A 25,817-nucleotide genomic window follows, 5' to 3' on the forward strand; every position below is an offset into this window, starting at 1 on the left:
GCAACCCGGTGCAACGCAGCTCACCCGGCGGGTGGGGCAAATCGGGTCGACGAATCGCGTGAACCGGCCAGGATGGACATCGTGCACCCGGTACTGGAGCTGATCAACGAGCGCGTCGCTTCGGGCAGTCTGCCGGGTGAGCGCACCGACGACCGCCGCCTCGTCCTCGCGATCGAAGGCGGCAGCAGCCGCGGGACGTACTCCAGCGGCATGGTCCTCGCCCTCGACGAACTCGGCGCGACCCCCGCGTTCGACGCCGTCTACGGCTCCTCCGCCGGGGCGCTGAACGCCGCGTGGCTGCTGTGCGGGCGGTCGCAGACCGGCGTGCGCACGTGGTGGAACCCCACCGTGATGCGCCGGATCATCAACCCGCTCCACACCTTGCGCGGCAAGTCCGTCATCGATCTGGACTACCTGGTGCACCAGGTCTACTCGGTGCTGGAACCCATGGACTTCCCGGCGATCCTCGCCAACCCGGTCACGTTCCACCCCCTGGCGACCGACGCGGACACCGGCGAGTCCACCGACCTGCACCCGTTCATCGAGACCGTGGCGGACGTCAAGACGTCCCTCGCGGCGTCTTCGTGCATGCCGGTGCTGGCCGGCCCACCCATCGCGATGGGCGGGCACCGTTTTGTCGACGCGGGTGTCGCGGAGCCGCTGCCCTTTCGGACCGCTCTGGCCCAGGGCGCCACGGACGTGCTCGTGCTGCGCACCCGCCGCGAGGACGAACTCCCGGCTCCGCCGCCGCGCGTTCAGGACGTCGTCGTGCCCCGGTTTTTGAGACGCCACGCGCCCGGCACCGTCGACGCCTGGCGCGACCAGTACACCCGCGACCTCGACGACGAACGCCTCCTGCGCGAAGACCCCCGCCTCGCCAGCGTCCGCCCCCCGGCCGGCTCCCCGGACGTCGTGGCCCTCGAACGCGACCCCGCCGTCCTGCGGCGCGCGGTGGAACTGGGCCGCGAAGCGGTGTACTCGGCGTTGGAGCTGTTGAGGGAAGCGTCCTAGGTCTGAACCTCACGCCGCCACGACGCGGTTGGCGCGGGACTGGACCACGAGCCGCTGCGCGCCGAGGGAGACGGCGAGGTACAGCATGATCGAGGCGCCGCTCAGGCCCTTCGCGGCGCCGTTGTGGTCGATCAGCAGGTCGAGGCCGATGTGGAGGCCGATGGCGACGAGCCACAGCACGATGGTGAGCCACGTGCCCTGGCGCCACAGCTGGCCGTCGGTGCGCCACAGCCGCACGGTGTAGGCGCGGATGACGCCGAAGATCGCGGCGATGACCAAGCTCGCGACCAGCAGCAGGACGATCGTGGTGGTCGGGGCGGCGCCGTTGAAGAACGAGGCCAGCTGGATCACGCCGAGGACCGCGAGGACCAGCAGCACGGTCGGCTTGCGGTCCTCGCGCACGAGCCGTTTCTGGACCTGTCGCGACAGCAGCCACGCGAGCACGACGAGTCCGATGAGGATGTTGACGGTGTTGCTCACGGGCGGTCCCCTCCGCAGAAAATCGGCTGGGGACCACTCTTGCGCCCGAGCCGGGCCGCCGCGTCAAACCCAGGGTTGATCCCGGGTGGGTTCACCCGCCTGAACCCGAGCCCCGTCCTGATTCGGCCCGGATCCGCGGAAACCCGTCAGAGAGCCGGTTTCCGGGCCACCCCGCCGATCACACGCGACTCCGACGGTGCCTTCTTGAACACCGTGTGCCGGTCCGGGTGCCACGCCGGTGCGTACACGAGCCCGGGCTCCAGCAGCGGCCACCCGCCGAAGAACCGCTCGAACTCCGCCATCGTGCGCAGGACCCCGGGGTTCGTCGTGGACTCGTAGTACTCGAGCAAGTCCGCGAGCGCCTGGCGTTCCTCGTCGTCCACGGGGTTCTCGTTGGTCATCTGCGACAGCACCAGCAGCGAACCCGGGGCCACGCGGTCGCGGAAGAACGACAGCACGCCGTCGGGGTCCTGGTCGTCCTTGATGAAGTGCAGCACCGCGTTCACGATCAGGGCGATGGGTTCGCGGACGTCGATCACGTCCGAGTCCATCACGCGTTCCCACAGCTCTTCCGGCTGCAGCAGGTCCGCGGCGATCGCCTGGTGGCGGTCCGGGTCGGCGGTGTCGGCCAGCAGGATCTGCGAGTGCGCGAGCGCCACGGGCTCGTTGTCGATGTAGAGCACGTGCACGTCCTGCTCCGGCCGCTCCTCGTCGGCGACCTCGTGCACGTTGCCCGCCGTCGGCAGGCCCGAGCCGATGTCCACGAACTGCCGGATGCCGGTGCGCACCGACTGGCGCACCGCGCGGCCGAGGAACTGCCGGCTCGTCAGGCAGTAGTCGCCCATCAGCGGCAGGCGCGCGCGGACCTTCTCGGCGAATTCGCGGTCGATCGCCCAGTTGGTGGTGCCGCCGATGAAGTAGTCGTAGATCCGGGCCGCGGACGGCCGGTCCAGGCTGCTTTCGACGGCGCGCAGCGCCTCGTCGCGTTCGATCATCGGCGTCCTCCTCGGGTCGGCGCCCATGCTAGCCACGCGGCCGGACGCGGTGGATCAGTCCGTGGTGATGGCCTCCCGATAGGCGTTCACGGACTCCGTCAACTGGTCCATCGAGGTGCGCAGCCGGCCGAGCGTGGCGTTGTCGAAGCCCAGCGCGCGGCCGATGTGCGGCGGGATCCGCTCCGCCTGCGCGCGCAGCGAGTTGCCCTGTTCGGTGAGCGTGATGCGCACGGAGCGCTCGTCGTCGGCCTGGCGCTCGCGCGTGACGAGCCCGGCCTTCTCGAGGCGCTTCAGCAGCGGGGACAACGTGCCCGAGTCGAGGTTCAGCGCCGCCCCGAGCTCCTTCACCTGCTGCTTGTCGTGCTCCCACAGCGCGAGCATCACGAGGTACTGCGGGTAGGTGAGGTCGAGCGGCTCGAGCAACGTGCGGTACAGCGACGTCACGGCGCGCGAGGCCGAGTACAGCCCGAAGCACAGCTGGTCGTCCAGCAACAGTGAACCGGTCTCGCCGGGATCTTGGCTGGTCATCTGACACCTCCTTCAACACCCCCAACGCTCGATGATCCCCGACTCGTACCCGCGAGAGCAACTCAAGTGCCTTAGATCTCATTGCCCTCATTTTAGTTGTACACAACTTAGTTGGGTACTACCTTCATCGAGGTCAGCACGAGCCCGGAGGAGACCTGAGATGACCACCCCGAACCCGAACAACATCGCCCTCGAGCCGGCCGCGCAGGCCTTCGCCGAGGCCACGGCCGCGCACCCGTTCCTGTTCGAGCTCCCGCCGGCCGAGGGCCGCAAGGCGGTCGACGGCGTGCAGGACGGTCCCGTCGAGCTGGCACCCGCCGACATCGAGGTCCTGAAGGTGCCGGGCGGCCCGAACGGCGACGTCGAGGTCCGCATCGTGAAGCCGGAAGGCGCCACCGGCCCGCTGCCGATCCTGCTCTACCTCCACGGCGCGGGCTGGGTTTTCGGCGGCTTCCACACCCACGAGCGCCTGGTTCGCGAACTGGCCGCCGGCACCGGTGCGGCCGTCGTCTTCCCCGAGTACAGCCTCTCGCCCGAAGCGCGCTACCCCGTCGCGATCGAGGAGAACTACGCCGTCGCGAAGTGGGCTGTCGAGCACGGCGCCGAGAAGGGTCTGGACACCTCGCGCCTCGCGATCGCGGGCGATTCCGTCGGCGGCAACATGACCGCGGCGCTGACGATCATGGCCAAGCAGCGCGGCGACGTGCACTTCCGGCAGCAGGTGCTCTTCTACCCGGTCACCGACGCGAACTTCGACACCGAGTCCTACCACCGGTTCGGTGAGGGCTACTTCCTGCAGCGCGACGGCATGAAGTGGTTCTGGGACCAGTACACGACCGACGAGGCCCAGCGCGCGGAGAGCACCGCGTCGCCGCTGCGCGCGTCGCTCGAGGAGCTCGCCGGGCTGCCGCCGGCGCTCGTGATCACCGGTGAGGCCGACGTGCTCCGCGACGAGGGCGAGGCGTACGCCGCGAAGCTGCGCCAGGCCGGTGTCGCCGTGACGGCCGTGCGCTACGGCGGCGTCATCCACGACTTCGTGATGGTCAACTCGCTGCGCGAGACCCACGCCGCCGAGGCCGCGATCAGGCAGGCGAGCGACGTTCTGCGAACCGCCTTCACGAACTGAAAACCGCAGCTGAGACGCCCGGCGGGCCACGCCGTTGTGATCTTGTGACGACCCTCACCTGATCACAACGGCGGTGGCCCGCCGAACGTTTTTCCTACAGCGGGTTCGACCTTCCGGACACGCGCCGGTAGAGGGGGTTCCCGTGCACCTGAGCAGCATCAGGCTGGACTCACCCGTCGAAGTCGCCGTCCTCGGCGGGCTGGCGGTGCTCGCCGTCGTCGTCGTGCCGTGGTTCTGGGACCGCTGGCGCAAGCGCAAGCAGCTGGGCCGCAGCGCGACCGTCCTCACGGCCGTGGTCCTGGTCGTGGTGAGCGTCGCACTCGTCGGCAACCTGATCGGCGGCTTCTTCCCGACGCTCGGCTCGCTGCTGGGCACCGGCGTGTACGCGGCCGAAAGCGTCGACGCCGAGGCGGGCGACAACGGCGCAGACCTCGACAAGCTGCGCGACCTCGGCGTGGTCCACGCCCGCGACGGCAAGGGGACCGTGCTGCACGCGAAGGTCACCGGCCGGCGCACCGGGTTGAGCCGCGACGTCGCCGTTTACCTGCCACCGCAGTACTTCCAGCTCGCCTACCGCGGACTGCGGTTCCCGGCGATCGAGTGGATCCCGAACTACCCGTCCGGTCCCGAGGTCGCGACGAGCGGCTACCACTTGCCGGAGCAACTCGACGCGGCGATCGCGAAGCACGTGCTGCCACCCGCCGTCGTCGTGATCCCCGACCCGACGGGCGTGCCGAAGGTCGGGCACGACACCGAATGCGTCGACGAGGTCGGTGGCACGCCCAACGACACCTACCTCTCCGCCGACTTGCGCGAGTGGGCGATCCAGCGCCTCGGGCTGAACCCGGCGCGCGGCGCGTGGGCCGTCGCGGGCTGGTCGTCGGGCGGCTACTGCGCCCTGAACCTCGTGACGCGCCACCCGCAGTGGTTCGCCACGGCCGTGAGCGTGAGCGGCTACGACCGCGCGCAGGTCGACTCCGAAACCGAGGACCTCTTCCACGGGCGCCACGACATCGACGACGCCAACAACGTCCGGGTGAACGTGCGCCTGCACCCCTCGCCCGTCGACCTCCTCGCGATCTCGGGCGACGAGGAGAGCTACGAAAGCTTCGCCATCGACCAGATCCGCGCCGCAGCGCAGCCGCCGATCCGGTTCTCCTCGTGGCGGATCCCCGACGCGGGCCACAACATGAACACCTTCAAAACGCAGCTGCCCGACGTGCTCGCGTGGCTCGGACAGCGTCTCCCCGGCCCGTGCGCGGAAGGGCGGCCCGTGGCCGTCAGCGGCGGGGTGCGGCCGTGGCCGCTGCCTTCGACCGGTGCCAGGGGCGGACTGTCCTCAACGGACCAGTGAACGTCACTTCTTCAACAGTGGCACCAAGTTCTTGACCACGGCCGTGAGCTGCGCCGAGGCCTTCGTGTAGTCGGCGGCGGCCGGCTGTTGCGTGAGGACGGTGACGATGAAGCGGTCGTCGTAGACCAGACCTGAGGTGTGGAGCATGATCGAGTGGTCCGGTTCGCAGCACGACCAGCCCTGTTTCACGGCGAAGTTCCCGGGCCCGACGGCGTCGGGGATGCCGAAGAACTGCCGGATGCCGTCGGCTCCGTGCACGGTCGGGTGGTGCAGTGCGGCCAGGATGATCGTGCGGTCCCGCTCGGGCGCCTCTTCCACCAGGTACCGGTAGATCTTCGTGATGTCGTCGGCGGTGATCTGGGTGTCGCCCCAATGGCCGGGGCTCGCGGGCGGGTGGGTACCGGTCAGCCCCATGCGCCGGACGGCGTTGTCGACGATCGAGCCCCAGCCGTAGGTGACCCACAGATCGCTGGCGGTGTTGTCGTCGCTGCGCTCCAGCATTTCGGTGACCCGCGCGGGATCCGCGCCGTTGTCGAGGGCCTGGAAGGCGATCATCAGCTTCACGAGCGAGGCCGACGTGTACGTGCGATCCGCGTCGACCGACAGCACGGTGGTCTTGTCCTGGCGGTCGTAGACGACCACGCTGACGTGCCCGTCCGGGACGAGCGACGCGAGCGCTTGGGCCGTGTTGTCCTTACCGGCACCGGCCGGCTTGGTCTTGGCCGTGCCCGCGGCGGCGCTGCCCGTGGTGGTGCCGGACGTGGTGGCCGCCGGGCTGTCCCGGACTTCCGCCGTGCTGCGGTCGGTGCCGGCCGCGGCGACCGGAGCCGGACCGAGCGCCGTGACGACGTGCCGCTGCGGTGTCGCCACCACGACCACGAGCGCCGCGAGAGCTCCCACGCACAAGCCCACGAGGAAGACGATGTTCACCTTGCGCATGATCGGACTTGGCCGATCACCCGTCGGCGGTTCGCCGGATCACCCGGGTTTGTGGGATTCCTCTCGGAGCGGGCCGAAACCGGTGACGCGAGGGGGGCCTGCGGGCAAGCACCCGCGTTTCACCGACGGTGAAGACGGGGTACTTCCTCCGCGTGAGTCACCTCACCACGGGAAGGACTGGAGTCATGGTTCATGCGGACGGAGCTCGGATCCGGGTCGAGGGCCTGCAGCCCGCACAGGTCCTGGCCGCGCTGGTGGGTGTCGCGTTCCTGGTCTTCGGGATCGTCGGGTTCGTGCGGACGGGTGTCGGGGACTTCACCGGGCACCACGCCGCCGGCTTCTGGCGGTTCTCCGCCAACCCGATGAACAACCTCGTGCACGTGGTGACGGGTGTGGTCGGCCTGTTGCTCGCGTTCGGCTCCGGCCGCGCGCGGACGTTCGGCTGGCTGCTGTTCCTCGGGTACGGCGCGCTGTTCGTGTGGGGCCTGATGATCACCGGCATGATCTCGGCCAACCCCTTCGTGAACGCCGGCAACCCGCTGGACCTCACCACCGCCGACAACTGGCTGCACCTCGGCATCGCCGTGCTGGGCCTGGTGATCGCGATGGCGCCGGCCCGCCGGAGGGTGGCGCTGCCGGAGGACGACGTCGAACCGATCACGGCAGACCGCGCCGAAACCACGGTGATCGACCGCGTCGAGGACGAACCGACGCGGATCACGCCGCCGGAGCAGTCGCAGGAGAAGCGCGGACCGGGTCTCGCGCACTAGATCCGGTCCGAGGAAGACCCGGTGGCCACCAGGGCTACCGGGTCTTTCCGCGTGCGGGTTCTGTCGACTGTGGACCTTGCCCGGCGCGTTGTCGGGACGCGCCGGGCAAGGGGCTCAGTAGCCGTACGAGTCGCTGCCCGGAGCGGGCGCGGCGGGTGCGGCGGGTGCAGCAGGTGCGGCCGGTGCGGCCGGCTTGGTGGTGGCGGGGCTCGTGGTGCCGGCCTTGCAGCCGTTGGGTTCGATGACGAACCAGGTGCCCTTCACACCCATGCCGTTGGCCTGGCCGGGCGCGGTGTCCTTCGCGAAGCGGTAGAGCGGCCAGCCGCCGAGCGTCGCCTGGGCGGTGCCGTCGGCGCGTTTGACGGTGCCGAGGAGCTTGGCGTCGATGCCGTCGAGCTTCACGTCGCCGGAGGTGAGCACCGGCGGCCACGTGGTGGCGCACTCACCGTCGCAAGTGGACTTCGAGGGTTTCTTGCTGTCCTTGGTGAACAGGTACAGCGTGAACCCGTCCTGGTCGACCACGGCCGGGCCGACACCGTCGACCTGGCCGGCGCTGAGTTTGACACCGTCCGAACCGGACTTGCCAGCCTTGCCGCCCGTGGGGGTCGCGGCGAACCAGGAACCGTTGACGCCCTGGCCGGTCGCGTCGCCGGGCACGGAGTCCTTGGCGTAGGTGTAGAGCGGCCAGCCGTTCACGGTCACCTGCTGGCGGCCGTCGGCGCGGGTGAGGCTGCCGACGAGGCTCTTGTCGACGCCGTCGAGCTGCATCGCGCCGGTGGACAGCAGCGGGGGCCACGCCTTGGCGCAGTCGCCGTCGCAGTTGGTCGCCGGCGGTTTGGCCGTGTCGCGGTCGAAGCGGTAGAGGGTGTGGCCGTCGGCGTCGGTGAGGACCTTCCCCAGGTCCCCGACCTGCGTGGCGACGAGCTTGGTCTCGGTGGCGGACTGGGCGGCGGCGTTGCCGATCTGGCCGCCACCGGCGCCGCCGACGGGCACGGGCGCGGACGGCGCCGTCGTGCCCGAGCAGGCGGCCAGCGAGGTGAGCCCTGCGGCCGCCGTGACGATGACGCCCGTGCGGAACCAGCGAAGCATGCTGTTCTCCTTGGGTACGTGGTCGCCGCGCCGGGCGCGGCTGCCGGTACCCCCCGCGTTCCGCGAGGAACGCTTCCCACCCACCTACACGCATCGGCGGGCGGAGCGGTTCAGCGCTTTTCGCGACTACTTTCCGTCACGTTCGAGAGCGCGGTCGACCATCCGCCCGGCCGCGCCCGTGTACTGGGCGGGGTCGAGGAGGTCGTCGAGCTTCGCGGGGTCGAGGACGTCGGTGATCTCCGGGACCTCGGCCAGCACGTCGCGCAGCGGCCGGTTTTCGGTGACGGCCCGCTTCGACGCCTCGCCGAGCACGTCCTTCGCCCGGGCTTTCCCGAGCAGCGGCGCGAGCTGCGCGGACAAGCGTTCGGACACGATCAGCCCGTGGGTGAGCTCGACGTCGGCGCGCATGCGCTCGGCGTGCACACCGAGACCGCGCGCGAGCTCGACGGCCGTGTGCGTCGCGCCGCCCGTGAGGCGCAGGCATTCGCGCAGCAGCTGCCACTCGGCCTGCCAGACGCCGGCCGAGCGCTCGTCCTCCGCGAGGCCGGATTGCGTCACGCCCGCCGCGAGCACCGGTACCTGCAGCGCGGCGGACCGGATCAGCGCCGAGAGCACCGGGTTGCGCTTGTGCGGCATGGCCGACGAGCCGCCGCCCGTCGGCTCGCTCACCTCACCGATCTCGGTGCGCGTGAGCACCTGCACGTCGACCGCGATCTTGCCCAGGGCCGTCGCCACCTGCGCCAGCGCCGCGACGAGATCCGCGACGGGCGTGCGGTTGGCGTGCCAGGGCAGGGTCGTGGTGGTGAGACCGGTTTCCTCGGCGAACGCGGCGACGAGGCGTTCCGCGTAGTCCGCGGTGCCGTCGCCGTACTCGGCGTACGCGGCCATCGTGCCGGCAGCGCCGCCGATCGAGACGGGGAAGGTGAGCCGGTCCACGCGGGCCTTCGCGTCGAGCACGTACTCCCGCCAGCCGGCGGCCTTGAGCCCGAACGTGGTCGGCACGGCGTGGGCCGTGAGGGTGCGGCCGGGCATCACCGTGTCGCGGTGCTCGTGGGCCAGGGTTTCCAGCGCTGCGGCCGTTTTCTCGAGGTCCTGGCGGATGATCGCCGCCGCGTTCCTGGCGACGATCATCAACGCCGTGTCCACGATGTCCTGGCTCGTCGAGCCGCGGTGCACGTAGTCGGCGTCTTCGCCGACGGCCTGGCCGAGCTCCTTGACCAGCCCGACGACGGGGTTGGCCGTGGCCCGCGCCGTCCGGGCGAGCGCGACGACGTCGATGGTCAGCTCGCCGGCCGTGCGGGTGATCCGCTCCGCCGCGTCGCCGGGCACGGTGCCGAGCCGCGCCTGCGCCCTCGCCAGCGCCGCTTCGGCCGCCAGCATCGCGCTCACGACGGCGTTGTCCCCGGTCACCGCTTCGACCGGGGTTCCCGCCCGCACGGGCGACAGGAGTCCGGCATCAGGATCGGCGCTCATGCCGCTCAGCATGGCACGGGCTCCGGGCCCGCACCGCGCTCCTGTGCGGAGGCTCGCACGCCCCGCGCGCGGCCGGCCGCGGTCAGTGTCCGGCGCATCCGTCGATGGATTCGCGCAGCAGGTCGGCGTGGCCGTTGTGCCGCGCGTACTCCGCGATCATGTGCAGCAGAAGCCAGCGCAACGTGAACGGCTCACCCGTCACCTGCGAAGCCCCGCGGGCCTCCAGCGACCCGGCCGCCGCGACGATCTCCCGCGAGCGGTCGCATTCGGCGTGCCAGCGGGCCGTGGCCTCGGCGATGTCGCCGTCGAGGGATTCGAAGTCCTGATCCGGATCTTCGTCGGAGTAGTACAGCATCGGGACGTCTTCACGCGCGAACTGCTGCCGGAACCACCACCGCTCGACCCCGGACAGGTGCCGGAGGATCCCGTGCAACGACAGCGCGGACGCCGCTACGGCCTTGCGCGACAGCTCCCCTTGCCCCAGCCCCGCGCACTTGATCACGAACGTCTGCCGGTGCCACTCCAGGAGCGCCACCAGCGTCTCCCGCTCACCCGCGAGCCGCGGGATCGCCTCCCGTTCGCCTTCCGCCACCGGCGAGAAGTGCTTCGGTATCTCCACCATGCCCTCACGGTCGCACCCACCCCCGACAATTCCGGCACGGTGCGCGGCGGCGCGGTTGCTGCCGGTGCTTACTGAGGGGCGGTGAGCCGGGCGACGGCGATGGCCAGGGCGGTGCGCTGGTCGTCCGTCCACGCGGCGGCGTTGCCGGCCTGAGCGACGTTGCCGTAGGTCAAGGCCAGGACCAGGTCGAGCACCCGGTCGGCCGGCAGGGCGGGGGACACCTTGCCCGCGGCCTGCGCGGCGGCGATGCCCGCGACCTTGTCCGCCATGGCGCGCTCGACCGGGGCGAGGGACTTCAGCAGGTCGGGCCGTTCGAGGGCCTGCCAGAGGTTCAGCCGGACCATCCGCGGGTGTTCGCGGTAGAAGTCGAAGACCTGGCAGGCGTACCCGGGCAGGTCCTCGGCGTCGAAGACCACGGCGGTCTGGGCCTGCAGCACCTGCTCGGCCAGCACGGCCTCGAACAGCCCGTCCTTGCTGCCGAAGTAGGCGTAGATCATGCGCTGGTTCGCGCGCGCCCGCTCCGCGATCCGCCCGACGCGCCCGCCCGCGAGCCCCGACTCCGAGAACTCCGCCGTCGCCGCGTCGAGGATGCGGCGGCGGGTGGCGGCGGCGTCGCGGGCCGGGGCGTCACCGGTGCTGGGCTGGTCACTGTCCACAGCCAGGCAACGTACCCGTCAGTCCACCGACCGGCTCAGCTCCTCCCACCGGTCCAGCTCCGCGGATTTCCACTGCTCCGCCGGCCGGATGAGATCCACGGCCTGCCCGGACAGCGGCAGCCACAACGGCGGCTCCGCCAGGTCGAACACGCTCAGGATCGTGGCGGCGGCCCGCTCGGGAGCCACGCCCGGCGTCCGTCCGCCGGCCTGCGCGGTCAGCATCGGCGCCAGCGCGGACGCGTACGCCGGACTCGGCGCGGGCGCGTTCATCGAGGTGTACAGCGACGTCGCCATCGAGCCGGCCTCGACGATCGTCACGCGGACGCCGAAGGGCGCCGTCTCCAGAGCCAGCGCTTCGGAGAAGCCCTCCAGCGCGAACTTCGCCGTGACGTACGGCCCCAGACCCGCCGCGGGCGCCAGCCGGCCGCTCACCGACGAGATCTGCACGACGTGGCCCGACCCCTGTTCCCGGAAGACCGGCAGCGCCGCGCGGCTCACGTGGATCGCGCCCCACAGGTTCGTGTCGAGCTGGTCGCGGAAATCGGCCAGCGGCGTGTCCTCCAGGCTCGACAGGGTCGCGTAGCCGGCGTTGTTCACCACGCCGTCGAGCCCGCCGAAGTCATCCACAGCCACCTGCACCGCGTCGGCCGCGGCCTGGGGATCGCGGACGTCGAGAGCCACGGCCCGGGCCGTTTCCGGGTAGGTCGAGGCCAAGTCCGCGACGGCACCGGCCGACCGAGCCGTGGCCACGACGCGGTGGCCCGCCTCGAGCGCGGCGACGGCGAGCGCCCGGCCCAGGCCGCGTGACGTTCCGGTGATCAACAGTGTGCGTGACATCGTCCATCCTCAAGTAAGTAACTGAGTACTTACCATAATACCGGAGGACACTCCGAATTGTTAGGGGGACCGGTCGCCGCCAAGTCGCCCTACGCTCCGGGCGTGACCGACGAGCACCGCGAGGGGCGGTTCTTCCCGTTCTCGGAGCACCGCACCATCGAGGTCGACTTCCGCGACGACGCCGAAGACCAGCGCCGCACCGTCGGGCACTACCGCTCCTACCGGCGGATCCGCGGCACATCCGGTCCGCTGTGGCCGATCGTGACGATCTCCTTCATGGTGATCGTCTTCACGGCGTGGAACGGCAGCGCGCCCTTCCCGGTGTGGATCCCGATCGCGGTCTTCGCCGCGTGCGCTGCCGCCATCGCCGTGCACACGGTGCTCACCCGCCGCTGGTTACCCCTGCTCCGGCGCGCGAACGAACGCATCGGCGTGCCCGTACCCGGCTTCGTGTTCGACGACCTCGTGCTGGCCAAGGGCATCATGCTGGGCATCTCCGACCAGTACGCGTACGCCGAATCGCCCCCGGCCCGCAGCGCCTTGCGCCTCAACCGCAACGAGTTCCGGCGGCTCAACCAGACCCTGTTCGAACAACTGGAGCTGACGCGCGAAGCGTGGACCGAGGACTCGCAGCACTGGCACGAGCAGGCCCGGCGGCTGCACGCGATCACCGCCGACGTCGTGGAGTTCGGCGACCGGCTCAGCGCTCAGCTCTGAGCGAGTTCGCGCTGCCGCAGCACTTTCCGCAGGATCTTGCCCGCGGCGGACTTCGGCACGCTCTCCACGAACTCCACGCGCCGCACCTTCTTGTACGGCGCCACCCGCGCGGCCACGAACTCCCGGACCGCGGCCGCGTCGAGGTCCGGCGACCTGCGGACCACGAACGCCTTCGGCACCTCACCCGCTTCGCCGTCGGGTACGCCGATCACGGCCGCGTCGGCGATGTCCGGGTGCGTGAGCAGCAGCGCCTCCAGTTCGGCCGGCGCGACCTGGAAACCCTTGTACTTGATCAGTTCCTTGAGCCGGTCGACGACGTGGAACACCCCGTCGTCGTCGACGGTCACGACGTCGCCGGTGTGCAGGTACCCGTCGGCGTCGACGGCCGCCGCGGTCGCCGCCGGGTTGTTGAGGTAGCCGCGCATCACGTTCGGGCCGCGCACCCACAGCTCGCCGCGCGCGGCGTCTTCGCCGGTCAGCGGATCGACCACCCGCGCCTCGACGCTCGGCACCAGCACCCCGATCGACCCGCGGTCGACGTCGGGCCGGTCCACCGGGATGCCGTGCGTGCACGGGCTCGACTCGGTCAGCCCGTACCCCTGCAGCACGGTGGCGCCGAGCCGCTCGGCCAGCTCGTCGGCGAGGTCCGCGTCGAGCGGCGCGGCCGCGGACATGACGACGTCCACGCAGCTCAGGTCGTAGTCGTCCACCAGGGGATGCTTCGCGAGCGCCAACGCGATCGGCGGCGCGACGAAGAGGTGGTCCACGCGGTGCTCGGCCACCGCGGCGAGGAACTTCGCGAGGTCGAACCTCGGCATGGTCACGACGGTGGCCCGGTTCAGCAGGCTCATGTTCAGGAGGCCGTTCATGCCGTAGATGTGGAACAGCGGCAGCACGGCGATCGACCGCGAACCCGGCCGCAGCGCCAGCAGCGGCTTCATCTGGCGCAGGTTGGCGACGATGTTCCGGTGGGTCAGCTGGACGCCCTTCGGCAGCCCCGTCGTCCCGGACGAGTAGGGGAGGACGGCGAGGTCCGCACCCGACGGCCCGGGCGGGACGGGATCTGTCGTCGCCAGGAGATCCGCGAGCGGGGTGGCGCCGTCGTCGCCGTCGAGCACCACGATTTCCTCGACCCGCAGGCCCTCTTCCTTCACCGCCGCCCGCGCGGTGTCCAGTCCCGCGGTCGTGGTGAAGAGGATGCGCGCACCGGCGTCACGCAGCTGGTGCGCGAGCTCACCGGGCGTGTAGAGCGGGTTCGCCGGCGACAGCGCGGCCCCGGCGCGCAGGACGCCGTGGAACACCAGCGGGTACTCGGCGCTGTTCGGGGACACGAGTGCGGCCACGTCGCCGCGGCCGATCCCGCGCTGGGCCAGTGCGGCGGCGAGTCTGTCCACAGCCGCGGCGAGTCCGCCGTAGGTGTAGCGCCGGCCGGTAGCTGTGTCGAGCACGGCGAGGCGGGCGGCGTCCTCCTCGGTGAGGGTGCCGAACAGCAGGGTGTGGACAGCTCCGTCGGGGACGACGACGTCGGGGTACGTGCTGCGGATGGGCATCGGTCCTCCCGGAAGATCAGCGCGCGGGCTTCGGTTCCTTGGGCAGTCCGAGCAGCAGCTCGCCGACGATGCCGCGCTGGACCTGCGAGGAGCCGGCGTAGATGGTGCCCGCGCGCGAGTTGAGGTAGACGCTGGTCCACGACGCGGTGGAGTTCGGCGCACCGGGATCGTCGGTGTGGTACCAGTTCGGCGACGGCCGGCCCGACGGCGTCAGCGCGTCCAGACCGAGCACGTCGAGTGCCAGCTCGGTGACGACGCGGTGGTATTCGCTCCACAGCAGCTTGAACGCGGCCGCGCGCGGACCCGGCTCCTCGCCCGCGACGAGCTGCGCGGCGGTGCGCAGGCCGTGGCAGCGCAGCTGTTCCACCTGCACGTGGCACCAGGCCACGCGCCGGCGGATGTCCGGATCCGCGTCGAGGCCCCGTTCGCGGACGAGCGTGATGAGCCGGTCGAGCTCCGCGCGGAAGCGGATCGGGGCGTGCAGCGCGGTTTCGCCCCGTTCGAAGCCGAGCAGGGTCATCGCGACGGTCCAGCCGCGGTCCACCTCGCCGACCACGAGCTCGCGGTCGGTGGTGGCGCCGGTGAAGAAGACCTCGTTGAAGTCCGTGCCGCCGGTGATGTTGCGGATCGGGCGGACCTCCACGCCCGGTTGGTCGAGTGGGACCAGCAGCAGGCTGATCCCCTTGTGCGGCGCGGCTTCGGAGTCGGTGCGGGCGAGGACGAACATCCAGTTCGCGACGTGCGCGCCCGACGACCACAGCTTCTGCCCGGTGAGCACCCACCGGTCGCCGTCGGGCTCGGCGCGCAAGGCCAGCGACGCGAGGTCGGACCCGGCACCGGGTTCGGAGAAGCCCTGGGCGAAGACGTACTCGCCGGAGACGATGCGCGGCAGGAACCGCTGCAGCAGCTCGGGTTTGGACCAGTGCAGCATCGTGTTGCCGAGCATGCCGATGCCGAACGCGTCGTTGTCGGACCCGAACGGGATCCCCGCTGTGGACAACTCTTCGACCAGCACCACGAACTCGGCGGGGCTGAGGCCGGCGCCGCCGTATTCGACCGGCCAATGGGGTGCGACCCAGCCGCGTTCGGCGAGCGCCGCGCGGGCTTTCACGCGGAACTCGGCGTACGCGTCGCCCTCGAGCCCGCCGATGCCGCGCCACCCCGGCGGGACGAGTTCGGCGACGAACGCCCTGACCTCGTCGCGGAAGTCTCCCACGCGTCCTCCCGTGCCTTCACCGCGCTGTGTTGACCTCAGATCTGTCCTGACCTCAACAGTTGCGTAGATAGACCCAATAGTCAATGCTCGGTGTTCCCGAGCCGGAGGAGGAGCCGTGGGGTACGCGACGACGTCCGAACAGCGTGAGCTCGCCGAACTGGCCCGGCGCGTGCTCGCCGACGCCGCCCGCACCACGCCGTTGCCGCCGGCGTGGGACGCGGTGGGCGCGGGACTCGACCGCGCGCTGTGGCGGACGTTCGCCGACGCCGGGCTTCTCGGGCTCGGTCTGGCCGAAGCGCGCGGCGGTTCCGGCGGCGGGGTGCGCGAAATGTGTGTCGTGGCCGAGGAAATCGGCGCCGCGGTGCCGCGGATCCCGTTCGTCGCGACGGCTTCGGCCCTCGCGATGCTCGACTCTGTGCACAGTGTGGACAAGGCTGTGGATGGATCATGTGTGGTGATCGCGGCGTGGGAGACCTTCCCGTTTTTCCCCAACCACAGCGGATCTTTGCGGCGCCGAGGATCCACTGTGGACGGTGTGCTGCGGGCCGTGCCCTTCGGCCTGGACGCGGACTTCCTCGTGGCGGCCGTGGCGGGAAGGTTCGTGAGGATCGACCTGACGACCGGCACCGGGGTTGTCCACCGGAGCGCCGTGGCCGCGTTCGACGTCAGCGAACCCCTTGCCGTGATCGAACTTTCCGGCGTCCCTGTGGATGAGTTGTCCCCGACCGACGGCGCGGCCCGCGTGCTGACCGTCTTCGCCGCCGAACTGGTGGGGACAGCTCGGCGCGCGCTCGACGGGGCTGTGGACTACGCGAAGCAACGCCGGCAGTTCGGCCGCGCGATCGGCTCGTTCCAGGCGATCAAGCACCTGCTGGCCGACCGCTTCGTCGAACTCGACGCCGCGCGCCTGCTCGTCGAATGGGCCGCCACCGCCCTCGACGACGAGCACCCCGGCGCACCGGCCGCCGCCCGCACCGCGCTCGCCGCCGCGGCCACCGCCGCCGACGCCACGACCCGCGACGCCCTGCAAACCCACGGCGGCATCGGCTTCACGTGGGAACACCCGTCGCACGTCTACCTCAAGCACGCCCGCGCCCGCCGGCAGCTCCTCGGCTCCCCGGCCCGCCGCCTCGACGCGGTCGCCGACCACGTCTTCGCCTGAGCCGCACCGCGGCCCCGGAAACCCTCGTGACCACCGGCCCCTCGTTCCGGTACGTTTCCGCTCCGGAACGAGGGGGAACTTCATGCGGATCGTCGTGCTCGGTGCTGCGCTGCTCGTGGTGCTGGCGGCGTGCAGCAGCGGAATCGACAGCAGCGGACCCGCCGGCGCGGGGGCGAAGCCGGCGGGTCCCGAGACACTGGGCCCGGACGGCCTGCGCGGCCTCACGCTCGGCGTCACCAAGGCGTCGACCGGCGCCAAGCTCGCCGCGCAGCCGATGTCCGGCCTCGACGGTTGCCTGTCGTACGCGTTCGCGGGCGGTCCCGCGCCGGATCCCACGGCACTGGAGGCCGAGCAGGTCGCCGTCGCGAAGGCGGACGACCTGAACCACAAGGCGCAGGACGCCGACTCGAAGATCCTGGACCCGGGTTTGCGCGGAACGGCCGAGGACTACGCGAAGTCGGCCGCCGAATCAGCTGCCGCGGCCAAGCTCAGCGCTCAGGCCGCGTCCGCGATCACCGCCGTCGCCGAGCTGCGCGAAGCCCGTGCCGCCGAGCTCGCGGCCACCGGCGGTGCGGTGTTCCTCGGTGACAAGCTGCGTGCGATCGTCGCTCCGCCGCAGGTCAAGACGCCGGAGGGGGTCGGCGCGGGCACGCCGCTGGCCGAGGTGCACCGCCGCTACGACGCGAAGGGCCTCAAGCCGACGCCGGCCGGTCACTTCGCGGTGCCGGTCCCGGGCCACCCGGGCTGGGCTTACGACTTCACGGCCGAGGGGCCCGAGGTCACCTTCGTCGCGCTCGTCGACCCGGCCCTCGAGTGCCGGGCTTGACCTGATCCGCTGTCCTTTCGGTCACCCGTTCTCGACCCCGCGGCAGAGGGCGTGGTGTGATCCACTGCAGCCGTCGGCGGGGAGGGTTCATGGGCAGCGCGAAGGTCGAGTTCCCGGGGTCGCAGGGCACGCCGCTGGCGGCCCGGCTGGAGCTGCCCGACGGTGAGCCCCACGCGTACGCCCTGTTCGCGCACTGCTTCACCTGCAACAAGGACGTCGTGGCGGCGACGCGCGTCGCGCGCGGGTTGATGAAGTTCGGGGTCGCCGTGCTGCGGTTCGACTTCACCGGGCTGGGCGGGTCGGAGGGCGACTTCGGCAACACCGACTTCAGCTCGAACGTGGCCGATCTGGTTGCCGCGGCCGATCACCTGCGGGCGGCGTACGAGGCGCCGAAGCTGCTGGTCGGGCACTCGCTCGGCGGGGCCGCCGTGCTGGCGGCGCGGCACGCGGTGCCGGAGGTCAAGGCCGTGGCCACGATCGCGGCGCCGGCGGATCCCGAGCACGTCGCGAAGCACTTCGCCGGGAGCCGCGACGAGATCGAACTGCGCGGTGAGGCGGACGTCGTGCTGGCGGGGCGGAAGTTCCGCATCCGGAAGGAGTTCCTGGCGGACATCGCGGCTCAGCCGCAGGCCGAGCGGATCCGCGAGCTCCGGGCGGCGTTGCTGGTGCTGCACTCGCCGGTGGACGCCGAGGTCGGTGTCGAGAACGCGCGGCTGATCTTCGACACGGCGCGGCACCCGAAGTCGTTCATCGCGCTCGACGGCGCCGACCACTTGCTCACCGATCGCGATGACGCCGTCTTCGCCGCTGAAATCCTCGCCACCTGGGCGAAGCGGTACGTCTGAAAAGCCCGCCTTATGGCCGCTCCCGGCGACGCGTCTGGCGCGTCGGGACCGTTCGCGCCGCAGCAGCGGTTGGCTACGAGCGTGACCAATTCCTGGCTCGCCGCCCTCGACGACACGTCCGCGCGGCTCCTCAAGATCGTCCAAGACCTGCCGGTGCGGCAGCTCGACCAGCCCGCCTTCGGGAAACCCGGGGGCTGGAGCCTCGCGCAGGTGCTTTCGCACCTCGGGAGCGCGGCCGAGATCTGCACGGGCCTCGTGCGACGAGGCGCCGATGGTGACCTCACCCCGCCCAGCCAGGAGGACACCAAACCGGTGTGGGCGAAGTGGGACGCGCTGAGTGGTGCTGAGCAGCGGACGGTTTGGGCCGAGGCGGATGAGGTTCATCGCCGGTTGTTGTCCGCGGTGGACGCGGACGTGGTGGTTCCGTACTTCGCCGGTCCGCTCAGTCTCGATGAGTACGCGGGGTACCGGTTGTCCGAACAGGCTGTGCACGGCTGGGACGTCGAGGTGGTGCTCGACTCCGGGGCCCTTGTGCACCAGGTGGATCTGTTGTGGGAGCGCCTGGGGCTGGTGGCCGGCCGGTTTCACGATGCCGGAGTGCGGGAGGGGTTGGGTTCGCGGGTGGTTGATTTTCGTGGTGGTCGGCTTGAGGTCGGTGGGGGTGGGGTGACCTTCACGGCGACCGGTCCTGGCGACGAAGCGGTGGTGAGGCTCGTCTACGGGCGTAATCGGCCTGGTGACGTGGTGGAGGTCAGTGGGGCGACGGTGGAGGAGCTTCGGGGGTTGTTTCCGGGGTTTTAGTTCGCGGTCGCGGGCGGCTCGATGCGCTGGAGCGCATCGTTGCGCCCGGGGTGGGGTGGGTGGGCACCCCGATTTTTGATTGTCACTACGGTCCGGAACCCGTTGTCAAGGCGGGAAAGCGTACCTTGACAACGGGTTCCGGACCGTGTGGGGAGCGGGGATCGTGGTGCGGGGGAGGGTGTGGGTGCGGAGGGTTGGGTTGGGTACCCGGCCGGAGGCTGAATACGTGGAGTAAGCGCCGTTGGTCTGAACCCGTGGTGTTCGTGGTGGGAACCCAGCCTCGCCGGGGGAGTGCCGTGGCACCTCCCGGCGAGGCCGGGCGTCGGGGAGAGGGCGGAGCGTCAGCGCAGGACGTCCCGCCACTTGTCGGCCAGTTCGGTCAGGAAGGCAGGGTCGCTGGAGGCCACCTTGGGGAACGAGTCCAGGCGTTCGAAGGGGCGGCAGGCGTCCACGATGGCCCGGCTGTTGTAGGCGGCTGAGCCCTCCACGAACAGCGGGTCCAGTTTGCTGCCCCACGTCTGCTTCATGACCTCGATGTCCCGCGACGGGTCGCTGCGGGTGGACATGGCCCAGATGACCTCGTCGGGGTCGGCGGGGTCCACGTCGTCGTCCACGACCACGACGTAGCGGTTCATGTAGGCCGCCGCGGGGCACTGGGCGGCGAGGTAGGCGACCTGGCGGGCGTGGCCGGGGTACTTCTGCTGCAGCGAGACCGCGATGAACAACCGGCCGCCGCCGGATTCGTGGGCCCAGGCCTTCACGACGCCGGGGACGCCGGTGGCGGCGAGCTCGTCGTGGATCATCGCGGACTTCATCACGGTCCGCATGTACGAGTAGTCGTGCGGCGGCTTCCCGGGCGGCGCGCCCAGCAGGATCGGGCTGTCGCGGTAGTACATGCGCGTGATGTCGATGGCCAGGTTCGGCCGGCGCTTGCCCGAGTAGTAACCCGTCCACTCGCCGAACGGGCCCTCGTCGCGCTGGAGGTCCGGGCGAAGCCAGCCCTCGATCGCGATCTCGCTGCCCGCGGGGATCGGCAGGCCGGTGTCGGGCCCGAGCACGACCGGCACGCGTGAACCCAGCACGGCGCCCGCGTACTCCAGCTCCGAAATCCCGCCCGGCACCTCCGTGCCGCCCAGCACGAGCAGGAGCGGGTCGTGCCCGAAGGAAACGGTGACCGGCGCGCGGCCCTCCTTCTCGAACCAGCGCCGCACGTTCTGGTCACCGTGCTTGCCCGGCACCATCGCGACGGTCACGCCCCGGCCGTCGTCCTGCACCTCCATCCGGTAGCACCCGCCGTTGTGCACGCCGGTGTCCGGGTTGGACGTCACGACGAAACAGCCCGTGCCGATGAACCGCCCGCCGTCGTCCGCGTGCCAGCGCGGCACGGGGAAGTCGAGCAGGTTCACCTTGTCGCCGGGCACCTCGTTGGCCAGCAACGGCGCGTCCGTGACCGGCAGCACCGGGAAGTCCCGGGCCGCCGCGGCCCACTGCGAGGGCTTGCCCCGCAGCGCGTCGACCACGCCCACGTCGTCCAGGTCCTCGCCGAGCCGCAGCGTGCGGCCCAGCCGGCGCGGCGAACCCGTGCTGCCGGTGAGCACGCGCAGGCCGCTCGGATAGCCGGTGATGTCGTCGAACAGCAACGCCGGCGGCGGGTCCATCCGGTAGCTCAGCTCGGCGAGCCCGCCCAGCTCGAGGTCCCAGTTCGCGCCCTTGACGTCGCGCAGCTCGCCGTAGCTCGTGATCGCGTCGAGGTGCGTGCGCAGGCTGAGGAGGGGTTCCGTCACTTCGAACCGCCGAAGAACTCGGCCAGCTCCGGCCACAGGTCGGGCCGCTCCAGCAGGCTCAGGTGCCGCGTCTTCTCCAGCACGCGCAGTTCCGCGTCGCGGAGCCCGTCGGCCAGCGCCTGCGACATCTCCGGCGGCGTGGCGTAGTCCTCTTCGCCGACGAGAACGAGCGTCCGGGCGGTCACGTCACCGAGCTGCGCCCGCGCGTCCAGGCCGCCGAGCGCCCGGCACGCCGCACCGTGCGCGGCCGAGTCGGTCTTCAGGAAGATCTCGCAGACGCGCTGGACCTCGTCGGGGTGCTGCTCGAGGAACGGCGCGGCGAACCACCGGTCGCGCTGGAAGTCCAGCTGCTTGTTCCGCGCGACGGTCGTCGCGCGTTCCGCGCGCTCGGCCCACACTCCGACCGCGTCATCGCCGTAGTACGCCGTGCCGTCGGCCAGCACGAGCCGGTGCACGAGGTCCGGCCGCGCCGCCGCCAGGGTCAGCGCCGTGCTGGCGCCCATCGACAGCCCCACGACGTCGGCCGGGCCGGCACCGGCGGCTTCGATCACCGCCGCCGCGTCGGCCGCCATGTCCGCGACGGTGAAGTCGTTCCCGTCCCAGGTCGACGCACCGTGACCGCGGGCGTCCAGCGCCAGCACCTGCGCCTGGTCGGCGAAGAACCGCGCCACCGGGTCCCACACCGCGCCGGACAGCGCCAGCGGGTGCAGCAGCAGCAACGGCCGCCCCGACGTTCCCGTCCGGTGGACGTGCAGGGTGCCCTGCGGGGTTTCGACGTTCACGCGGTGGCCCTTTCGTTGCGGGCGGCGCGGCGCACGGCCGCCGCCTTGATCGCGGCGTGGATCTCGGAGTACGTGCCGCAGCGGCAGATGTTGCCCTCCAGGTGCTCCACGACCTCTTCGTCCGTCGGCTGCGGGTTCTCGCTCAGCAGCTCGTGCGCCATCATGACGAACCCGGGGATGCAGTAACCGCACTGCATCGCGCGGTTCTCCACGAATTCCTCGACGACCTCGTCGTCGCGCGGCAGCCCGTCGGCCGTGGTGATCTCGGCGCCGTCGAACCGCGCCGCCCGCGAGAGGCACGTCGACACGCTCTTGCCGCCCACGAGCGCCGTGCAGGCGCCGCACGCGCCGACGCCGCAGCCTTCGCGCACACTCGTGGTGCCGAACTCGCGGCGCAGCACGTCGAGCAGCAGCTCGTCGTCGGCCACGCCCAGCTTGCGGCGCAGGCCGTTGACCTTCAGCTCGATCTCCCTCATGCCTGCTCCTCCAGCGCGGTCAGGATCCGTTCCGGCGTCAGGGGAAGCGTCGTGATGCGGACGCCGGTCGCGTCGCGCACGGCGTTGGCGATGGCCGGCGCGAGCGGGATGATGGTGGTCTCGCCGACGCCCTTCGCGCCGAACGGGCCCGTGCGGTGCGGGCTTTCGATGATGATCGGCGTGAGCTTGTCCGGCATGTCCTTGATGGACGGCAGCTGGTAGTCCAGCAGCGTGCCGTTCACGATCTGGCCCTCGTCGAACACCATCTGGTCGAACAGCGCGTGCCCGATGCCCATGATCGCCGCGCCGGAGAGCTGCTGCTCCACCATCGCGGGGTTGATCGCGCGGCCCACGTCACCGGCCACGGCGAGGTGCTCGATGTGGACGCGCCCGGTCCCGGTGTCCACGGTCAGCTGCACCGCGGCCGCACCGGCGAACCAGTGCTCGGTGACCTGCGGTGACTGGCCGGTCTCCTTGTCGTAGGGCTGCCACGACGTGGTGAAGTTGGCCTCGGCCGTCAGCGTCGTGCCGCGCGCGCCGAAGTGGCCGTGCAGCAGTTCCGAGATCGACACCGTCTCCTGCGTCTGCGCGCTGACGAGGCCGTCGGACGTGAGCTTGATGTCCGTCTCCGCCACGCCGAAGCGCTCCGCGGCGAGCGCCACGAGCTTGTCGCGCATGTTCTCGGCGGCCAGGCGCACGGCGTTGCCGGTGTGGTAGGTCGAGCGGCTGCCGGCGGTGATCGTGTCGTAGGGCGTCACGTCGGTGTCGGCCTGGATCACGCGCACGCCACCCTCGTCGAGGCAGAGCACCTCGGCCGCGATCTGCGCCATGATCGTGTCGCTGCCCTGGCCCATGTCGATCGTGCTGATCAGCAGCGACGCCGAACCGTCCTGGTTGAGCTGCACCACGGCGTTGGAGATCGTCGGCGTCAGCACCGCCTTCACCCCGACCGCGATGCCGCGGCCCCGCACGAGCCGGCCTTCCTGCTTGACGAACGGCGTGCCCCAGCCGATGGCCTCGGCCACGGCCTCCATGCTGCCCATGAAGTCGGCGCTGTGCATCGGCGTGCCGACGGGCGCGGTGTCGCCCTCGCGCAGCATGTTGCGGCGGCGGAACTCCACCGGGTCCTCACCGAGCTGACGAGCGAGCTCGTCGGCCAGCGACTCGTGCGCCCACGTCACCTGCGGCACACCGAACCCGCGGAACGGACCGGCCGAAGGCTTGTTCGTGTAGACGCACCGCGACTTCACGGACACGTTCTCGACCTTGTACGGACCGGGCGCGACCATGCCCGACTTCGCCGTGATGCGCGGACCGACGTCGGCGTAGGCGCCGGTGTCGTAGCGCACGTCCGAAGTGGACGCCACGATCATGCCGTTCTCGTCGGCCGTCATGCTGCCCGCGACCGCGCAGCCGTGGCGCGTGGTCAGCAGGAACGCTTCTTCGCGAGTCGCCGTGATCTTCACCGGCAGCTTCAGCGTCCACGCCAGCGCGGCGACCAGCGGTTCGAGCCGGTCGTACATCTTCGCGCCGAAGCTTCCACCCAGAGGCGCGGTGCGCACGCGGACGCGGTTGAGCGGCAGGTCCAGCAGGTCGGCCAGCGACTGCCGCACGTACGACGGTGTCTGCGTGGTCGCCAGCAGTTCCAGCCGGTCGCCTTCGCACCACGCGGACGCGAACGGCAGCTCGATCGGCACATGGTGGGTCGGCGGGCACCAGAAGTCGTACGACACCGTGGTGCCGGAGACGCTCGACGGGTCGCCGCGGCGCAGGTTGAACTCGTAGTTCACGTTCGTGTCGCGGATGCCGCGCAGGTGCTTGAGGTCGCCGAACACGATCGAGGGCTTGAGCTCGTCGTGCACGTACGGCGCGCCCTGCACGGCCTTGTCGACGTCGTGGATCGGCTCGAGCTCGTCGTAGGAGACCTCGATGAGCTCGGCTGCTTCACGCGCCTGCTTGACGCTGTGCGCGATCACGGCGGCGATCGGCTCGCCGACGTAGCGCACCTTGCCGTGCGCCAGGCACGGCTGGTCGGAGAAGGCCGGGCCGGTCATCAGCCGGTCGCCGAACTCCGCGTACAGGTCCTCGCCGGTCACCACGGCGACCACACCTTCGGCCGCGAGCGCCTGGCTCGTGTCGATGGCGGTGATCTTCGCGTGCGGGCGGGTGCTGCGGTGCACGGCCACGTCGAGGCACGGCCGGATCGGCTGGTCGGCGGCGTAGCGGTACTCACCGCGGACCTTGGCCCGCCCGTCGACGCGGGCCCAGCGCTCACCGACGGCGGCGCCGGCCGAAGAACGAGGTTCGACGGTCGTCATCGCTGCCCTCCTTCCAAGAGTTGCGCACGGCTTCTTCCACGGCCACGAGGCCGAGGCGCCGCTTGTAGTCAGAACTCCCGCGCACGTCGGGAATCGGTTCGAGCAGCGGCGAAGCGGCTTCCTTGGCCGCCTCGACCACGGCGTCGACGGACGTGTCGGCCGTCGTCTCGAACTGCAGGAACACCGGCACGTGGCTGAGCGCGCCCAGCCCGAGGCGGACCTCGCGCTTGCCGCGCGAACCCTCCACCACCAGCGCCGCCGCCGACGCCGCGGGCCAGTCGTTGGCCGCCAGGCTCGACAGCTTCGCGAAGTGCGCGCCCGCGGATTCGGGCTGCTTCGGGATCTCGATCGCGGTCACCAGTTCACCGTGCTCGAGCGCGGTTTGCTGGAAGTCGACGAAGAACTCGCGCGCGGGCACCTTGCGCGAGCCGCGGCGCGACGTGATCTCCACCGTCGCGTCGAGCACCATCAGCGCCGTCGGCGGGTCGAGGCGGTAGTCGCCGTGGGCGATGTTGCCGGCGACGCTCGCGGTGTTGCGCACGCGCGGGTTGGCGACGCGGCCGTAGACCTCGGCCGCGAGCGGGGCGACCCGCTGCACGACCGGGCTGGTTTCCATGCGCCGCAACGTGACCAGGGGCCCGACCCGGAGGCCCTTCGACGTTTCTTCGATCTGGTCGAGCCCGGCGACCCCGCCGATGTCGACCAGGTCCGTGGCGAACAGCACGCCCTGCTTGAGCAGGATCTGCACGGCCGTGCCGCCGCCGTAGACCATCGTGTCCTCACCGTCGTCGAGGAGCGCACAGGTCTCCTCGAGCGTGGTGGTGTAGTGGTAGGCCGTCACTTCTTACCGCCGAACAGCTTGGCGAGCAGGCGGCGCCACCACGACTCGCGCACGGGTGCGGCCGCGCCGGAGCCGGCTTCCGCGGGAGCCGCCTTCTTCTTGGCCGGTGCTTCGCGCTTGGCGAGTACCGTCTTCAGACCGGGGTTGTCCGGGCCGGGCGGGCCGGCGGCGCAGATCTCGGCGAAGGCGGCCACGAACTCCCGCTCCACCTCCTGCGAGCGCCGGCGCACGATCGACTCGCCCATGCGGCCGATCTTGCCCCAGATCGCGACGTCGAGGCTGTACTCCACTGTGGAGGAGTTGTCGCCGTCGGGTGCGACCGCGAGCCGGGCGTCGATCTTGATCGAGCTGCCGAGCCGGTGGTCTTCGCCCTTGAGGAGGGCGAGCACCTCCTCGGGCTCGGCCAGCTTCGTGATCTCGGCGGAGAACCCGGCACTGAACTTCACGTGCGCGATCTCGTTCACGAGCTTGCCGCGGTAGTGCGTCTCGTCCGTCCGGACGAGTTCCGCGGCGCCCGGGATCGAAACCCGCATCGTGTCGGGATCGAGGAAGTGCGCGAACACGCGTTTGTGGTCCGCGGGGACGACAAAGGAGGATCCAAGCTTCATATGACCACCAT

General features: G+C 70.9%; 26 protein-coding genes. 9 read left to right on the forward strand and 17 right to left on the reverse strand.

Going from position 1 to position 25,817, the window contains the following annotated elements; all coding sequences use genetic code 11:
- Positions 1–72: 72 nt before the first annotated feature.
- Entirely contained in the window at positions 73–1,011 is a 939-nt protein-coding gene (locus ACIA77_RS00315) for a patatin family protein (RefSeq protein ID WP_395883582.1), read from the forward strand.
- A gap of 9 nt (positions 1,012–1,020) precedes the next feature.
- On the opposite strand, the gene ACIA77_RS00320 is transcribed toward ACIA77_RS00315, so the two are convergent.
- The 3 genes from ACIA77_RS00320 to ACIA77_RS00330 form a co-directional block, all read right to left on the reverse strand.
- Positions 1,021–1,491 (reverse strand): hypothetical protein, encoded by a 471-nt coding sequence (locus tag ACIA77_RS00320; RefSeq protein WP_395883583.1) that lies wholly within the window; start codon positions 1,489–1,491, stop codon positions 1,021–1,023.
- Between the two features lie 146 nt (positions 1,492–1,637).
- Positions 1,638–2,486: an SAM-dependent methyltransferase gene (locus ACIA77_RS00325; RefSeq protein WP_395883584.1), complete on the reverse strand. Its 849-nt coding sequence runs from the start codon at positions 2,484–2,486 to the stop codon at positions 1,638–1,640.
- A 54-nt stretch (positions 2,487–2,540) separates the two neighbouring features.
- Positions 2,541–3,014: a MarR family winged helix-turn-helix transcriptional regulator gene (locus tag ACIA77_RS00330; RefSeq protein WP_395883585.1), complete on the reverse strand. Its 474-nt coding sequence runs from the start codon at positions 3,012–3,014 to the stop codon at positions 2,541–2,543.
- Positions 3,015–3,174: 160 nt separating this feature from the next.
- Here ACIA77_RS00330 and ACIA77_RS00335 point away from each other — a divergent pair, with 160 nt between their 5' ends.
- Together ACIA77_RS00335 and ACIA77_RS00340 are read left to right on the forward strand one after the other, a co-directional pair.
- Positions 3,175–4,140 carry an alpha/beta hydrolase gene (locus ACIA77_RS00335; RefSeq protein ID WP_395883586.1) on the forward strand — a complete coding sequence of 322 codons (966 nt, stop codon included), beginning with the start codon at positions 3,175–3,177 and terminating at the stop codon, positions 4,138–4,140.
- 142 nt (positions 4,141–4,282) lie between these two features.
- The gene (locus ACIA77_RS00340) at positions 4,283–5,494 is read left to right on the forward strand and encodes an alpha/beta hydrolase (protein WP_395883587.1); all 1,212 of its coding nucleotides are present in this window, start codon (positions 4,283–4,285) and stop codon (positions 5,492–5,494) included.
- A 3-nt stretch (positions 5,495–5,497) separates the two neighbouring features.
- Here ACIA77_RS00340 and ACIA77_RS00345 read toward each other — a convergent pair whose 3' ends face one another.
- Positions 5,498–6,433 (reverse strand): hypothetical protein, encoded by a 936-nt coding sequence (locus ACIA77_RS00345; protein ID WP_395883588.1) that lies wholly within the window; start codon positions 6,431–6,433, stop codon positions 5,498–5,500.
- Positions 6,434–6,618: 185 nt separating this feature from the next.
- Between ACIA77_RS00345 and ACIA77_RS00350 the strand changes: the two genes are divergently transcribed.
- A complete protein-coding gene (locus tag ACIA77_RS00350; protein WP_395883589.1) occupies positions 6,619–7,203 on the forward strand; it encodes a DUF4383 domain-containing protein in 585 nt (194 codons plus the stop codon).
- Between the two features lie 114 nt (positions 7,204–7,317).
- Here the strand turns inward: ACIA77_RS00350 and ACIA77_RS00355 are convergent, their stop codons facing one another.
- The 5 genes from ACIA77_RS00355 to ACIA77_RS00375 form a co-directional block, all read right to left on the reverse strand.
- Positions 7,318–8,292: an SCO0930 family lipoprotein gene (locus ACIA77_RS00355; protein ID WP_395883590.1), complete on the reverse strand. Its 975-nt coding sequence runs from the start codon at positions 8,290–8,292 to the stop codon at positions 7,318–7,320.
- A 126-nt stretch (positions 8,293–8,418) separates the two neighbouring features.
- Positions 8,419–9,765: a 3-carboxy-cis,cis-muconate cycloisomerase gene (gene pcaB, locus ACIA77_RS00360; RefSeq protein WP_395883591.1), complete on the reverse strand. Its 1,347-nt coding sequence runs from the start codon at positions 9,763–9,765 to the stop codon at positions 8,419–8,421.
- An 82-nt stretch (positions 9,766–9,847) separates the two neighbouring features.
- On the reverse strand, positions 9,848–10,387 hold the full coding sequence (locus ACIA77_RS00365; RefSeq protein ID WP_395883592.1) for a DinB family protein: 540 nt from the start codon (positions 10,385–10,387) through the stop codon (positions 9,848–9,850).
- Positions 10,388–10,455: 68 nt separating this feature from the next.
- Positions 10,456–11,043 carry a TetR/AcrR family transcriptional regulator gene (locus tag ACIA77_RS00370; protein ID WP_395883593.1) on the reverse strand — a complete coding sequence of 196 codons (588 nt, stop codon included), beginning with the start codon at positions 11,041–11,043 and terminating at the stop codon, positions 10,456–10,458.
- A gap of 18 nt (positions 11,044–11,061) precedes the next feature.
- Positions 11,062–11,880: an SDR family NAD(P)-dependent oxidoreductase gene (locus ACIA77_RS00375; RefSeq protein ID WP_395883594.1), complete on the reverse strand. Its 819-nt coding sequence runs from the start codon at positions 11,878–11,880 to the stop codon at positions 11,062–11,064.
- Positions 11,881–11,982: 102 nt separating this feature from the next.
- On the opposite strand from ACIA77_RS00375, the gene ACIA77_RS00380 reads away from it, so the two are divergent.
- Positions 11,983–12,597 carry a hypothetical protein gene (locus tag ACIA77_RS00380; RefSeq protein WP_395883595.1) on the forward strand — a complete coding sequence of 205 codons (615 nt, stop codon included), beginning with the start codon at positions 11,983–11,985 and terminating at the stop codon, positions 12,595–12,597.
- On the opposite strand, the gene ACIA77_RS00385 is transcribed toward ACIA77_RS00380, so the two are convergent.
- Both ACIA77_RS00385 and ACIA77_RS00390 read right to left on the reverse strand, forming a co-directional pair.
- On the reverse strand, positions 12,588–14,147 hold the full coding sequence (locus tag ACIA77_RS00385) for an AMP-binding protein (RefSeq protein WP_395883596.1): 1,560 nt from the start codon (positions 14,145–14,147) through the stop codon (positions 12,588–12,590). The genes ACIA77_RS00380 and ACIA77_RS00385 overlap by 10 nt on opposite strands.
- Before the next feature lie 16 nt (positions 14,148–14,163).
- The gene (locus tag ACIA77_RS00390) at positions 14,164–15,363 is read right to left on the reverse strand and encodes an acyl-CoA dehydrogenase family protein (RefSeq protein ID WP_395883597.1); all 1,200 of its coding nucleotides are present in this window, start codon (positions 15,361–15,363) and stop codon (positions 14,164–14,166) included.
- Between the two features lie 115 nt (positions 15,364–15,478).
- On the opposite strand from ACIA77_RS00390, the gene ACIA77_RS00395 reads away from it, so the two are divergent.
- The 4 genes from ACIA77_RS00395 (at position 15,479) to ACIA77_RS00410 (ending at position 18,997) form a co-directional block, all read left to right on the forward strand.
- Entirely contained in the window at positions 15,479–16,525 is a 1,047-nt protein-coding gene (locus ACIA77_RS00395) for an acyl-CoA dehydrogenase family protein (RefSeq protein ID WP_395883598.1), read from the forward strand.
- 82 nt (positions 16,526–16,607) lie between these two features.
- Complete coding sequence (locus tag ACIA77_RS00400; RefSeq protein WP_395883599.1) at positions 16,608–17,351, forward strand: hypothetical protein; 744 nt, start codon at positions 16,608–16,610, stop codon at positions 17,349–17,351.
- 89 nt (positions 17,352–17,440) lie between these two features.
- On the forward strand, positions 17,441–18,196 hold the full coding sequence (locus ACIA77_RS00405) for an alpha/beta hydrolase family protein (RefSeq protein WP_395883600.1): 756 nt from the start codon (positions 17,441–17,443) through the stop codon (positions 18,194–18,196).
- A gap of 81 nt (positions 18,197–18,277) precedes the next feature.
- Positions 18,278–18,997, forward strand: a complete 720-nt coding sequence (locus tag ACIA77_RS00410) for a maleylpyruvate isomerase N-terminal domain-containing protein (RefSeq protein WP_395883601.1) — start codon at positions 18,278–18,280, stop codon at positions 18,995–18,997.
- A gap of 341 nt (positions 18,998–19,338) precedes the next feature.
- Here the strand turns inward: ACIA77_RS00410 and ACIA77_RS00415 are convergent, their stop codons facing one another.
- Genes ACIA77_RS00415 through ACIA77_RS00440 form a run of 6 tightly spaced genes read right to left on the reverse strand, consistent with a single transcriptional unit; the run spans position 19,339 to position 25,806 of the window.
- On the reverse strand, positions 19,339–20,781 hold the full coding sequence (locus tag ACIA77_RS00415; protein WP_395883602.1) for a UbiD family decarboxylase: 1,443 nt from the start codon (positions 20,779–20,781) through the stop codon (positions 19,339–19,341).
- Entirely contained in the window at positions 20,778–21,563 is a 786-nt protein-coding gene (locus ACIA77_RS00420) for an alpha/beta fold hydrolase (protein ID WP_395883603.1), read from the reverse strand. The genes ACIA77_RS00415 and ACIA77_RS00420 overlap by 4 nt, the downstream gene beginning before the upstream one ends.
- Positions 21,560–22,039 (reverse strand): (2Fe-2S)-binding protein, encoded by a 480-nt coding sequence (locus ACIA77_RS00425; protein WP_395883604.1) that lies wholly within the window; start codon positions 22,037–22,039, stop codon positions 21,560–21,562. Before ACIA77_RS00425 ends, ACIA77_RS00420 begins: the two co-directional genes overlap by 4 nt.
- Positions 22,036–24,357: a xanthine dehydrogenase family protein molybdopterin-binding subunit gene (locus ACIA77_RS00430; protein ID WP_395883605.1), complete on the reverse strand. Its 2,322-nt coding sequence runs from the start codon at positions 24,355–24,357 to the stop codon at positions 22,036–22,038. Before ACIA77_RS00430 ends, ACIA77_RS00425 begins: the two co-directional genes overlap by 4 nt.
- A complete protein-coding gene (locus ACIA77_RS00435; RefSeq protein WP_395883606.1) occupies positions 24,311–25,198 on the reverse strand; it encodes an FAD binding domain-containing protein in 888 nt (295 codons plus the stop codon). Before ACIA77_RS00435 ends, ACIA77_RS00430 begins: the two co-directional genes overlap by 47 nt.
- Positions 25,195–25,806: a CoxG family protein gene (locus ACIA77_RS00440; protein WP_395883607.1), complete on the reverse strand. Its 612-nt coding sequence runs from the start codon at positions 25,804–25,806 to the stop codon at positions 25,195–25,197. Before ACIA77_RS00440 ends, ACIA77_RS00435 begins: the two co-directional genes overlap by 4 nt.
- Positions 25,807–25,817: the final 11 nt, after the last annotated feature.

The sequence above is a fragment of the Amycolatopsis sp. NPDC051903 genome (assembly GCF_044452505.1).
In the GTDB taxonomy this organism is placed as follows: Bacteria; Actinomycetota; Actinomycetes; order Mycobacteriales; family Pseudonocardiaceae; genus Amycolatopsis.